The following is a 12,647-nucleotide window of genomic DNA, read 5'->3' as shown; positions in this document are numbered from 1 at the left end:
ACAGCCGTGGTCCCGCCTCACGGATGTCGTGCTGATTTCACGCGGTCTGTCCTGTTCGGCGCGCGTCCGGGGCCGCTCCTGGCTAGCGTGAGGGCCGGGGAAACCACCCGTCGAACCGAGGAGAGTGGCAGTCATGGCCGCACATCCCGAGGGAACGCCCTGTTGGGCCGACGCGATGTTCAGCGACGTCGAGGGGGCGAAGAGTTTCTACGGCGACGTGCTGGGCTGGACGTTCGGCGAGGCGTCCTCCGAGTACGGCAACTACACACAGGCGTACGCGGACGGCAAGGCGGTGGCCGCCGTCGTCCCGCCGATGCCCGGGCAGGAAGGGCAGTCCGCCTGGTGCCTCTACTTCGCCTCACCCGACGTCAACGCCACCGCCACGAAGATCCGTGACAACGGCGGCGAACTGCTGATGGAACCGATGCGGGTCGGCGACTTCGGCTCCATGCTGCTGGCCCGCTCCCCGGACGGCGTCGTCTTCGGCGTCTGGCAGGCCGGCGTCCACGAGGGCTTCGAGACCATGGGTGTGCCCGGCGCGTACGTATGGGCCGAGATCTTCACGCGGGAGCCCGAGAAGTCCGACGCGTTCTTCCCGGCCGTCTTCCCGTACCGGGTCAAGCAGATGGACGACCCCGAGAACCCCCAGATGGACTTCCGGGTCTTCGACCTCGGGGCGAACCCGCTTCTCGGTCGGATGAAGATGACGGAGGAGGACTTCCCGCCCGAGGTGCCGTCGTACATCAACGTGTACTTCACCGTCGCCGACTGCGACGACGCGGTCGCCAAGGCCACCAAGCTGGGCGGCGTCCTGCGCTTCGGCCCGATGGACACCCCCTTCGGCCGCTTCGCGGCGCTCAGTGATCCGCAGGGCGCGTCGTTCTCGGTCATCGACGTCACCAACACGCAGGGCGAGATGCCGGCGCTCACGGACGTGGACTGAGCGGGCGCGGAGGTGTGCGCGGGGGTGGGGGACCCGTGGACGGTCCCACACCCCCGCGCATGGCATGATCGATGCCATGCCGGAACGTGTTGTGGCCGCCTGTGACGGAGCGTCCAAGGGAAACCCCGGACCAGCGGGCTGGGCCTGGGTGGTCGCCGAGGACGACGAGATCCCTTCGCGCTGGGAGGCCGGCCCGCTGGGCAGAGCCACCAACAACATCGCCGAACTCACCGCCCTGGAGCGGCTGTTGGCGGCCACCGACCCGGCGGTGCCGATCGAGATCCGGATGGACTCCCAGTACGCGATGAAGGCGGTCACCACCTGGCTGCCCGGCTGGAAGCGCAACGGCTGGCGCACGGCCGCCGGCAAGCCGGTCGCCAACCAGGAACTCGTGGTCCGTATCGACGAGTTGCTCGCCGGCCGCTCCGTGGAGTTCCGCTACGTCCCCGCCCACCAGGTCGACGGCGACCGCCTGAACGACTTCGCCGACCGCGCGGCGAGCCAGGCGGCCATCGTCCAGGAACCCGCCGGCACCGAGCTGGGCTCCCCGGAACCGCCGGCCACGCCCGACACGGTCCCGGCCCGCCGCGCCACGGCGAAGAAGCCCGGGAAGTCGGCCAGGACCGGCGCCCGGAACGGCTCGTCGCCATCCTCGTCCCGCACCATCAAGGCGAAGTTCCCCGGCCGCTGCCTGTGCGGCCGCCCGTACGCCGCGGGCGAGCCCATCGCCAAGAACGACCAGGGCTGGGGCCACCCGGAGTGCCGTACGGCGGAGACCACCGGAGCCCAGTAGCCCAGGGACGGAAGAGGCGTGGGCGTCACACGACGGCGCCGCGCCACTCGCCGATGAGCACGGCGATGGAGACCAGGGGCGACGTCGGCCCGTACGGCCCGGGATGTCGGCGTGACGGTCGCCAGCAGCCTGCCGGCCCGGTCGTCGCATCCCCTGCCGGGCGCGCATCAGGGCCTGGCGGGAATGAAGGAATCCGCGACTGTTCTTCGGTTACCGGGGTGCCAGGGTGGTTCGCAGGTGGCTGACCGTGACGAAGTGGTAGCCGCGGGCGGTCAGCGTCCGCAGGATCTCGGGGACGGCGGCCACCGAGGTGGGATGGATGTCGTGCATCAGGACGACATCGTTGGGCTCGGTCTTGGCGATGACGGTCTGGGCGACCTTGGCGGCGTCGCGGTACTTCCAGTCCTCGGTGTCCACGTCCCACAGCACCGGTGACAGTGTGGTGGCCGCCTTCACCTTGGCGTCCATGGCGCCGTACGGCGGCCGGAAGAGGGTCGGCGCCTCGCCGGTGGCGTTCTTGATCGCCTCGCTGGTGCGGTTCAGTTGGTACCTGATCTGCTCGGGGGTGAGCCGGGTGAGGTCGGGGTGGTTCCAGGAGTGGTTGCCGACCTCGTGGCCGGCCTTCGCCTCGGCGCGGACGAGTTCGGGGTGCGCGGCGACGTTCTGCCCCACGGTGAAGAAGGTGACGCGGGCCTTGTACTGGGCCAGGTGGTTCAGCAGTGTCGCCGCCTCCGGCACAGCCGGCCCGTCGTCGAAGGTCAGCGCGACGCACTTCACCTTCGTGCAGTCCGTGGTGTCCTCCCCCGAGGCCCGGTGGGTCGGCACGGGCTCCTCGGGGGCGCCGGTGGCGCCCAGGTCCAGCGTTCCGCTCGGGTGCATGGCCTGCTGCTGCGCCCGCTTGCCGAAGGCGGACAGCCAAGGGGTGATCGTCTCCTTCGAGAAGGCCACCGCATAGCGCCCGCCGGCCGGGACGCCCACGTCGCCACGGTCGAAGCTGACCCGCATGCCGCCGTCGGTGCCGAACGCGACGTCGTCCAGGACGGCGGTCTGGGCCGCCGGATCGCCGAACACCTCGTCGAGCTGGCCGGCGTCGACGCCCTCCTGGCCCTCGAGGTCCTTCTTCAGCGCGGCGATGAAGGACTCCCGGGCGCCGTCGGCGACGAGCCCGGGCGGCGTGCGGTACGCCTTGGCCGCACCGTCGTACCAGTACGTCCTGGTGGCCAGTCCGTCCCCGGCCGCGCCGCGGTCCAGCGTGGACAGCCGCACGCCGAGCACATCGCCGGAGGCGATGAGGAACTGGTGGCTGATGTTCAGCTCCTGCCCGCTGCGGGAGCCCGACCCGCCCCCGCAGTCGGTCGCCTGCGCGCCGTCGTTCGTGCCGAGGAACGTGGCCAGGCGCTGCTGGACGTCCTTCCGCATCGCGGCTGCCATCGCGTCCGCGCCGGGTACCGCCGGATAGCTGGTGGCATAGGGGCAGGAGCCGTGCTCGCTGCTGTCGGTGACGATGTCCAGGCCGTTGATCTTCGCCGGGTCGATGCCCTGGTCGTCGATCGCCGGCCCTGACGAAGCGGTGGCGCCGCCCTGGCCGGATTCGGTCCCGGACGGGCCGCCGGCACAGGCCGCGGTCAGGGCCAGCGAGCCGAGCAGGATGAGCGAGGGCAGGAGAAGATTTTTGCGCATGCGAACGTAGCCTTCGCGAGTGGGATGACGGGGCTGCCGTGCTGCGGCTCCCTGAAAACCGCGGGGAGGGAGCGGTTCGCGGCACGGCACTGCCCGATCTCACCGTCCGGCGACGTTGATTACCAGGCGCTTCGATGCTCTGAACAAAATTCCGGTACGGCGGATGCCGCTCAGCGGTCGCAGATCGCGCGGTAGGGGGCGTCGGGGACGTACGTGCGCCACTGGGCTTCGGTCAGTCCACTTCCGGTGCGGTCGCAAATGACCGTTATGGCCTTGGCCGGGTCGACGGCATAGCTCTGGAGCGGGACGTACTGACCGGCGGCGAACAGCGTGCCGCCGTCTCGGCTGAAGGCGACGGACCGGAGCGGGTCGCCCGGCGTGGGCAGGGCGCCGACGAGGGACTGCTGGGAGGCGGTGTCCCACAGCTGAAGCGTCCCGTCCGTACCGCCCACGGCGAGGGTGTGTCCGTTGGGCGAGAAGGCGAGCGCGGCCACGCCTTCCGGAGCGGCGCCCGCACGCGACGTTCCGGGAAGGACGCCCATGCGGCGGCGGACGTCGCCGTCCCACAGGGTCACGCGCCCCGACGAGTCGCCGACCGCGAGCCGGGTGCCGTCGGGACTGAAGGCAAGGGCGGTGACGTTCTCGCCCGCGGCGAGGGCCCGGCCGGTGACCCGGCCGGTGACCCGGCCGGGCAGCGTGGCGACCTGGTCGGCGGCGGACGCGATCAGGCGCCCGTCGCCGCGCACCGTCATGGGGGCGCCGGTGAGCCCCTCGATGCTGCCCGACCTGTGCGCCCGGCCGCCGCCGATGTCCCACACGTCCACAACATCGGCGTCACCCGTGCCACGCGGGACGAGCAAGGTGCGCCCGCCCGGACCGAGGGCGATCCCGGACACCGTCTGCTGGACCCCGCGCGGGAGCGTGAGCGACGTGCGTACCTTGCCTCCCGCCGTGTCCCACACCCTGAGGCGCAGGTGCGCCGAGTCCGTGGCGTCGGCGGCGGCGAGCGCCCGGCCGTCCGGGCTGAAGGTCAGGAGCGGAGTCGCGTCATCGGTGGTCGACGCGCCGAGCGCGGCCCGGGCGACGAGGGCTCCGGTGCGGGTGGAGCGCAGTTCGAGGCGGTGGCCGCCGCCGGAGCGGGTCGCGGTGGCCAGCGTGGTGCCGTCCGGGCTGAGCACCGCGGTCTCGGACGGGGTGGACCGCCAGCCGGCGGAGAGGACGGTGGTCAGGTCGTACGTGCGGACGATCCCGTCGTCGAAGGAGCGCAGTACCCCGTCCTTTCCGGGGTCCCAGGCGAGGCCGTGCAGCTCGGTGCCGGACAGGGCCCGCCCGAAGACCTGGACGGGGTCGCCGCCGAGACGCCACACCGCGAGTTCCTGGCCGTCGGACGCGGCCAGGAACCGTCCGTCGCGGGACAGGTCGGCGAGGGTGAAGCCGGAGTCGCCCGGGCTCGCCACGTCAGCGACCAGGCGCCCGCTGGGGATGTCCCAGACGCGGAACGCCGTTCCGGAGGTCACGGCCAACCGCGTACCGTCCGCGCTGAGCCGGACCATGTTCGCGCCCGAGTCGGCACCCGACCCCGTACCGCACGTGTCCTTCCCGGCCTCGTCCCAGGCGCCGGACAGCCGTTTGTTGCGGGAGGCGTCCCAGAGGTGGGGCGAGCCGTTCGCGGGGCACACGGCGACCAGTCGGCCGTCCGCGCCGACGGAGGCCGCGGACACCGGGCCCGGGAGGGCCGCGCCGAACAGCCGCTCGCTGTCGTCGATCCGGTGCAGGGCCGCGGTTCCCGGGCCCTCCAGCGGGGTGACGAGATAGCTCTTCCCGTCGCCCGCAAACCATGTGATCACCGGCGAGTCCCGCAGGTCCGCGACGGTGCGGTCGGTCGACGGCTGCCACAGCTGGTTGCCGTCCGGCCCGACAAGGCCGAGGGTGCGGGCGTCCGGGCTCACGGCGGCCACCTCCATGCCGTCCGGGAGGCGGTAGGAGCCGAGCCTGCGGTGGTCGGTCACCCGCCAGGTGGTCACCCGACTGCTCGCCACGCTGACCAGCGTCCGGCCACCGTCGGTGAGGAAGCGGCGGGCGTCCCTCCCGGTCTGCGGATCGTTGAACGCGTCCCGCTCCGGCTGTGCCAGGGCCCGCAGCAGCGCGCCGCGCGATTCGGTCAGGGGTGACAGCCGCCACGCGGCGACACTCAGCAGCTCGGCCGTGCGCGGATCGGTCGGCCGCAGGCTGTCGGCCACCGACGCGAGGCGGCGGGCGGCGGCCTTGGCGGCCTCCTCCTGACTCGCCCGGTCACGCTGCCAGGCCAACAGCCCCGCGGCCAGGGCCACCACCAGGAACACGGAGAGGGCGACGGTCAGCCTGCGCGACCGCCGGGCGGTACGGGCCTCCGCCTCGCGTTCGGCGTCGCGGACGGTCAGCGAGGCCGTGAGGAAAGCGCGCTCGGACGGGGTCAGGCCGTCGCCGTCGTCGTCGGAGGGCCGCAGGAACATCTCCTCGGCCCGGATCAGACGCGTACCCCGGTACAGGGCGCCGGGGTCACGGCCGAGCTCCTCCCACAACCGGGCCGCCTCCCCGAGCCGGCGCTCCTCGCGCAGCCGTTCACGGTCCTCCTCGATCCAGCCGGACAGTCTCGGCCAGCCGGTGATCAGCGCCTCGTGCGCCAGCTCGACGGTGTCGCCGTCCAGGGTGATCAGCCGCGCGCGGGCCAGCCGCTCCAGGACGTCCCGCGCCGCATCCCCCAGCTCGGACCTCCGGGCCGGGCGCCGGGTGTCGGCCGTCCCGTCGCCCGGCGCGATCAGCCGCAGCAGCGCACGGCGGGCAGCGCGCGCCCGGACCGGAGGAAGCTCCGCGTACATCTCGTCCGCGGTGGCGGCGATGGCGCCGTGCACACCACCGGCCTCGTCGTACGCGGCCATGGTCAGCATGCGGCCACGGCGGCGGCGCCAGGTCTCCAGCAGCGCGTGGGAGAGCATCGGCAGTGCACCTGGTTGGTCGACGACCTCGTCGACGATGCGGGCGGTCAGGGCGCGTTCCACGGTGAGACCGGCGGCCGTCGCCGGTCCGGTGACGACCTCGCGCAGTTCGTCCCGGTTCATGGGGCCCACCAGCAGAGTGGCCCGGCTGACCGCCTCGGCCAGCCTCCGGTCCAGGGAGCAGTGGCCGTAGAAGTCGCCGCGGACGGCGGCGACCACCCGAAGGCGGCTCTCGGGCGCTTGGGCCGCGAGCAGCAGATGAAGGAACCGGGTGCGTTCCTCCCGGTCATGGCACAGCGTGAACAGTTCCTCGAACTGGTCGACGATCACCCACGTGTCCTGCTCGCCGTCCTTCGGAACCAGCGCCCGCGCATGGCTGCGCGCAGGAAGCTCGCCCGGAGTGAGAACCCGGATCACCGCGGGGCGGTCCGTGTCCGAAACATCGTGAAGAGCCGGTATCAGACCGGCCCGCAGCAGCGACGACTTGCCGCTTCCCGACGGCCCGCACACCGCTGCGAACCGGTGCTCGCGCACCAGGTCGAGCAGTTCGCCGACGAGCCGGTCGCGGCCGAAGAACCGCTCTCGATCGTCCGGTTCGTACCGGCCCAGTCCCTGATACGGCGGCGTGGTGCCCCCGCCCTGCTCCGCCGCCTCCTTGATCGCCCGGTCGGCCTCGCGCCGGCGCTCCTCCCACTGCTCGGGATCCGCTTCCAACGCCAGGGCGTACGCGCGGACGAGCTCGGGCGAGGGCAGCTGCTCCCCGGCCGCCGCCTGCGACAGGGCACTCGCCGAATATCCCGCCCGCTTGGCCATCTCCCGGTAGGTGGGCTTCCCGGCCTTCTCGCGCAGGGTGCGCAGATCGTGCGCGAGCCGTTCCATGGGACCGGCGTCGGGGTCCAGCGGCTTCTCGCGTCGCCCCACGGACGGAGCCCTCCAGACTTCAAGCACAGCGCGGGCAGCCACCGTATGGTTTCTCCTCCTTTTCAGGCAATCCGCAGCTGCGGCACACACCGGGGACCGGAAGAGAAGACTTCCGGCCCCCGGCGTCGTGCCTGGGCAGCGCCTATCGGACGGTGCGGTAGGCGTTGCCGATCGTGCCGGTGTAGGTGTTGCCCTCGGTGTCGGACAGCGACGCCTTGAGGGATACGGTGCCGGGCGCCTGCGGATGGACGAGGCGCAGGGACCGCTTGCCGGCCGTGTCGGTGCGGACGGTCACCGGCTTCCAGGTCCGGCCACCGTCGTACGACACCTGTACGGCGAGGGACTTGAGGTGCCCCTTGACGGCCGCCGGGCCCTGCACCACGACCGGAACCGTGATCTTCCGGCCGGCCTTGGCGGTGGCAGTGAGGCTGAGCTTCGGCAGGAAGCGGACCGCGGAGAGCGGGAGGCGCTCGGCGACGCGGGTCGGGTCGACGTACTGCGAGGTGAAGGTCCACTTCGCGCTGACCCGGTCGCTGACCTTGTACGTGTTCAGGCTCCGCGTCGCTTCGCCGGTGAGCGTGTACCTGGTCCTCTCCTTCGCCAGACCGTCCAACGGGTAGGCGAAAGAGCAGGGGTCCGTGGTCGTGCTCAGGTAGGTCCGGCCGCCCGCCGTGAGTACGGTCTTCTGCTTGGCGTTCCTGTCGAGGACCAGGCGGCCGTCGGAGAACAGCGGGTTGCACAGGGTGTAGCCGTTGCCACTGCGGTAGCCGCCGATCGGTACGGTGCCGCGCGCCGCGACAGGTCCGAAGACGCCCTGGTTCCATCCCTCGCGGTAGCTGCGGCCGGGCTCGTAGCGCTTGGCGCCCAGCCCCATGACCTGGGAGTAGGGGAAGCTGTCGCCGCCGACGTGGAGGTCCAGGCCGAGATTCCAGCGCAGGCCGTGGTCGGCCGACACGTAGATCACCCGGCGGGAGGTCGGCGCGGGCCTGGAGAAGCCCTTGAGGCCCGGGCCGCCGCCCGTCAACTGGGGGAAGCCGGGCACCTCCCACTGGGCGGTCTGCAGGGCTTGGGTGTCCTTGACGGTGGCGCCGATCGCCATGTCGACTTTCGCCATCGAGGACCGGCGGACGGCTTGGGTGAGCCCGGTGAAGAAGGACCCCTGGCGGCTGACCACGATGTTGTACTGCGGCTTCCCGGCAGCGCGTGCCCCGAGGACGGTGCCGATCTGGGCCATGAAATCCTTCGCCGACGCGCTGGGGCCGACCTGGGCGAGGGTGGTGCCGTCGCCGGGGAAGGCTGCCGCGTAGGCGTACTCCTTCTTGGAGCCGTGCACGGCGTACTGCACGACCTGAGCGATCCCGGCGGCTCCCTGCTCCGGGGCTGTGATCCTGACCTTCTTGGCCCTGCGCTGGTCGAAGGCCAGCGTGGTGTCCTTGGTGATCCGGAGGTTGGGCGCGACCAGCACCGACTGCTGGTTCCGCCGTCCGCCCGTCAGGAAGACGTCCGCCGCATATCGGCCCTTGGGAACCCGCAGCGTCACCTGGTAGTCGCCGTCGGCGTCACGCAGGTACGGGTCGTAGCTCCTGGGGCTGTCCAGGCCGACGAGGCTGGCCATGGCCCAGTCCGCAGCCTTGCCGTCCACGCCGACGCTCTTGACGGTGACGTTGTAGGACTCGATCTCGCGGTTGACGAGTGCGGGGGTGCGGACGACCGTCGTGCCGTCACCGGTCGTGGCGATCATGGCACCCGAGTGGACACCGTCCTTGACGGCCCGGGTGTCGGCGGTGGCGGTCGCGGTGGCGGTGCCGCCCGCCGGGACGGTCAGGCGGGCCGGGGTGAGGGTGAACACGCCCGCCGGGCCGTCGGCTTCGAGGCTGAGGGTGACGGGTGCGGTGCCCGTGTTGCGGTAGGCGAGGGTCCTGGTGATCGGAGTGTCGTCGTCGTGCGGCCAGGCCTGGGTGCCGAAGGCGAGGGAGGCGGGCTCGGTGACGACGGTCTGGGTGACGGCACGGGCCGCATCGACCCGGCCGGAGCCCTGTTCGTATGCGGTCAGCCGGGTGTTCGCCTTGGCGGAGCCCATCAGCGCGGCCTTGATCCGCGTCCCGTTCCAGTCGGGGTGCCGCTGGGCGAGGATGGCGGCGGCCCCGGCGACGTGCGGGGTGGCCATGGAGGTGCCGGACATCGTCGTGTAGCCCTTGATGTCGGCGTCCTCGCCGATGGCGCCGTGCTTGGCCCTGGCGGCGACGATGTCCACCCCGGGGGCGGAGAGATCCGGTTTGAGCCCGTCGTCGGCCGTCGGGCCGCGGCTGGAGAAGCGGGCGAGGGAGTCCTGGCGGTCCACGGCGGCGACGGTGATGGCCGCCGCGGCGCTGCCGGGCGAGCCGACGGTGGCCTCGGCCGGGCCCTCGTTGCCCGCGGCGATGGCGAACAGCACGCCCTTGGATGCCGAGAGGGTGTTGACGGCCTTCTCCATGGGATCGGCACCGGGGGTGTCGGTGCCGCCGAGGCTCATGTTGATCACTTTGGCGCCCTGCTGGACCGCCCACTGCATTCCGGCGATGATCCCGGATTCCTCCCCCGAACCGTCGTCGCCGAGGACCTTGCCGTTCAGCAGCCGCGCGTCGGGGGCGACGCCCCGGTACTTGCCGGCGGATGCCGTGCCGGAGCCGGCGATGGTGGAGGCGACGTGGGTGCCGTGGCCCGCCTTGTCGTCAGTGTTGCCGGACGCGCTGAAGTCCTTGGCAGCGACGACCCTGCCCTTCAGGTCGGGGTGGGTGGCGTCGATGCCGGTGTCCAGGACGGCCACCTTGACGCCCTTGCCGGTCCAGCCGGCCCTCCACGCGTCCGGGGCGCCGATCCGCGTCGGACCGGTGCCGTCGGCGGGTGCGTCCGCGGCGGTCCGCGGAACGGCCCTGACCCTGGCGTCGAGCCAGACCCGATCCACTCCCGGAGCCGTGGTCACCGCGCCCTCGGCCCGGCTGTCGGCGTTCGTGAGTGCCTTCCAGACCTGAGGGGCGTCCTGTTTGTCGGTGACGAGTGACTGGCCGCGCACGGCGGGCAGTCGGCGCTCCACGTCGGCGTCCGCCGCGGCCAGCGCCTGTTCGGCGTCGGCCCGCTGGTCCTGGCCACCCCTGTACGACACGATCAGCGGGAGACGCTTCTGGTGCTCGTCGTCGTAGCCGTCCTTGACCAGCTGCGTGATGTCGAACAGCCGACGGTCCAGTCTGCCGCTGTTCAGCAGTTTGATCGCGTCCACCGGGACGACATGGGTGTGCCCGCCGATGTGGCGCGTCACGTAGCCGGTGCGCGAACGGCCCTTCCCCATCTCCACACCGACCACGCGGCCGCCGCGATCCACGTCGACGGTGTCACCGGTGACCAGCGTGATGCGTGCCGTGGCCGACAGGGCGCTGCGGGGTTCGGCCGCCGCGCTCGGCGCTCCGGTCGCCTGGAGGGTGGCGGTCAGCCCGACGACCATGGTCAGTGCGACCGCGCCGCCGTACGCGGCTGCCTTGCCTCGTGTCCTCAGTCTGTGCTGGTTCCCGTGCCTGTTTCGCAATGGAGGTCTCTTCCCCGATCGATGGTGTTGAGGTGCTGCGTGCGCGGCTGCGCACCGGGCGGCCCCAGGCCAGGGGGAAGGGCCTGGGGCCGCGGCGGGGGTGCCGGTGATGGGAGGCATCACCGGGCTGAGACCGAGTTTTGGCGGCCGGTGGATTGTCCAGTAGGCCCTCCGGTGCGCTGAACAATCTCGGCAACGGGCACTGGTCGATTACCGGGGAGGTCGGCGATCGGTCCCCGCGCCGGAGGTGCGGCGGCACCGTTCCGCTCGGATGATCTCCGCCTGCTCCGGGCTGGGGACAGGCCGGGGCTGCCGCCGCGCAGGCCGAGCGTCATCAGCCTGGTCGGCCGGACCTGACGCCGGGCCTCCCGCTCGGTGTCGGCGGCCGGCGCCGAGACGCCGATCAGGGCGTAGGGCCGGACCTCGCTCACATCGAAGCGGGGCGGGCGACTGCCTTGACGCGGCGGAAGCCGGCACGCGCAGGCAGGGCGCGGCCGCTACCGCGGCCCGGCCGAGATGATCACCGACCGCGGGGGCCCCGTGGATCAACGTGATCAGGCCGCGTCGAACGTGTAGTGCGCGGTGTGGTCCAGCAGCGCAGCCGGGGTCGTGTCGTTCCACGGCTTCATGGGCTCGTCGAGATCGACCACGTTCGGTGTCCCGGCGGCCGGCGCGTACGGGGATCCCGGGTGCAGGCGCCGCCAGTCGGCCCACAGCTTGTCGACGAACGCGTGATGGAGCCAGAAGACCGGATCGTTGGGGGAGACCCCGGTGCCCATCTGGCCGCCCACCCACACATGCACCCGGTTGTGGAGGTTCACGCCCCGCCAGCCCTCCAGATGATTGCGGAAGCCGTCCGAGGCGCTGTTCCAGGGCGCCATGTCGTACGTGGACATCGCGAGCACGGAATCCACCTCGGCCCGGGTCGGCAACTGCCGTACCGCGCCCCCGAGGGACCGCCGCAGATAGGTGCGGCCGTCGACGCGCACATGGATCGGCCAGTTCCCGGTGGACGCGGCGAACGGCCCGTCCATCACCCGCCCGTCGCGGCTGCGCCCGGTGCCGCCGAGGAAGTCGGGCGCCCAGAGGGACGAGCGCGGAGTGCGGTCGACCGTCCAGTCCCAGTAGGGCAGTGCGACGGTGGGGTCCACGGATTGCAGCGCCCGCTCGAACTCCAGCAGGAATCTGCGGTGCCAGGGCAGGAAGGAGGGCGAACGGTGGCCCGTACGTTCGCCGTTGTCGGTGTCGCCGAGGATGAACGCGTTGTGCGTCGTGACGAACTCGTCGTAGCGGCCGGAGCGCTTCAGCGCGATCAGCGTGTCGACGAAGCGCCGCTTCTCGTCGGCGGTCAGGGTGGCCTGGTTCTTGCGTATGGTCATGTCTCTGCGGCTCCTCGCGGTGGTGCGGGTCAGTTGAAGGGGACGAGCCGGGCGCCCTGCAGTTCGTCGACCGCCGCGCGGGCGGCGGCGCGCGGGTTCGGCACGGGGGAGTAGTGGCTGACGACGCTGATCCAGCTGCCGTCGGCGTTCCGCATCACATGCAGCTCGACCCCGTCGACGAACACGGCGTAAACGGCCCCGTGATGGTGACCGCCGCCCTCGGCCGGGCGGCCCTGTATCCGGCGCCCCCGGTAGACCTCGTCGAAGGCCTCGGGCCCGTCGTGGCCGCCGTGGTCGCCGTGGTCGTCGGCGGCCGCGGCGGTGAGCGGGGCACCGGCGGTCACGGCCAGCGCGACCGCGGCTCCGAGCGCGTGGCGGCGGGTGATGTCGGGCATGC

General features: G+C 72.0%; 7 protein-coding genes. 2 read left to right on the top strand and 5 right to left on the bottom strand.

What is annotated here, in order from left to right; translation table 11 throughout:
- Positions 1 to 133 precede the first annotated feature (133 nt).
- Complete coding sequence (locus JIX55_RS03665) at positions 134 to 943, top strand: VOC family protein (protein ID WP_257561759.1); 810 nt, start codon at positions 134 to 136, stop codon at positions 941 to 943.
- Positions 944 to 1,007: 64 nt separating this feature from the next.
- Positions 1,008 to 1,736 (top strand): ribonuclease H family protein, encoded by a 729-nt coding sequence (locus JIX55_RS03660; RefSeq protein ID WP_257561758.1) that lies wholly within the window; start codon positions 1,008 to 1,010, stop codon positions 1,734 to 1,736.
- 210 nt (positions 1,737 to 1,946) lie between these two features.
- On the opposite strand, the gene JIX55_RS03655 is transcribed toward JIX55_RS03660, so the two are convergent.
- The 5 genes from JIX55_RS03655 to melC1 form a co-directional block, all read right to left on the bottom strand.
- Positions 1,947 to 3,416 (bottom strand): polysaccharide deacetylase family protein, encoded by a 1,470-nt coding sequence (locus JIX55_RS03655; RefSeq protein ID WP_257561757.1) that lies wholly within the window; start codon positions 3,414 to 3,416, stop codon positions 1,947 to 1,949.
- A gap of 170 nt (positions 3,417 to 3,586) precedes the next feature.
- Positions 3,587 to 7,312 carry an nSTAND1 domain-containing NTPase gene (locus tag JIX55_RS03650; protein ID WP_257561756.1) on the bottom strand — a complete coding sequence of 1,242 codons (3,726 nt, stop codon included), beginning with the start codon at positions 7,310 to 7,312 and terminating at the stop codon, positions 3,587 to 3,589.
- A gap of 142 nt (positions 7,313 to 7,454) precedes the next feature.
- Positions 7,455 to 10,871 (bottom strand): S8 family serine peptidase, encoded by a 3,417-nt coding sequence (locus JIX55_RS50810; protein ID WP_306819978.1) that lies wholly within the window; start codon positions 10,869 to 10,871, stop codon positions 7,455 to 7,457.
- A 554-nt stretch (positions 10,872 to 11,425) separates the two neighbouring features.
- Positions 11,426 to 12,250 carry a tyrosinase MelC2 gene (gene melC2, locus JIX55_RS03635; protein ID WP_257561755.1) on the bottom strand — a complete coding sequence of 275 codons (825 nt, stop codon included), beginning with the start codon at positions 12,248 to 12,250 and terminating at the stop codon, positions 11,426 to 11,428.
- Positions 12,251 to 12,279: 29 nt separating this feature from the next.
- Positions 12,280 to 12,645: an apotyrosinase chaperone MelC1 gene (gene melC1, locus JIX55_RS03630; protein WP_257561754.1), complete on the bottom strand. Its 366-nt coding sequence runs from the start codon at positions 12,643 to 12,645 to the stop codon at positions 12,280 to 12,282.
- Between the last annotated feature and the right edge of the window lie 2 nt (positions 12,646 to 12,647).

Origin of the sequence: Streptomyces sp. DSM 40750 (assembly GCF_024612035.1) — a bacterium.
GTDB lineage: Bacteria > Actinomycetota > Actinomycetes > Streptomycetales > Streptomycetaceae > Streptomyces.
Note: the sequence above shows the minus strand (reverse complement) of the source record. Positions and strands in the feature narration are given on the sequence as shown.

What these genes read in the sequence shown, in the direction of transcription:
- melC2 (WP_257561755.1), bottom strand. Translation starts at nt 12,250, where the DNA reads ATGACCATACGCAAGAACCAGGCCACCCTGACCGCCGACGAGAAGCGG.
- JIX55_RS03665 (WP_257561759.1), top strand. Translation starts at nt 134, where the DNA reads ATGGCCGCACATCCCGAGGGAACGCCCTGTTGGGCCGACGCGATGTTC.
- JIX55_RS03660 (WP_257561758.1), top strand. Translation starts at nt 1,008, where the DNA reads ATGATCGATGCCATGCCGGAACGTGTTGTGGCCGCCTGTGACGGAGCG.
- melC1 (WP_257561754.1), bottom strand. Translation starts at nt 12,645, where the DNA reads ATGCCCGACATCACCCGCCGCCACGCGCTCGGAGCCGCGGTCGCGCTG.
- JIX55_RS03655 (WP_257561757.1), bottom strand. Translation starts at nt 3,416, where the DNA reads ATGCGCAAAAATCTTCTCCTGCCCTCGCTCATCCTGCTCGGCTCGCTG.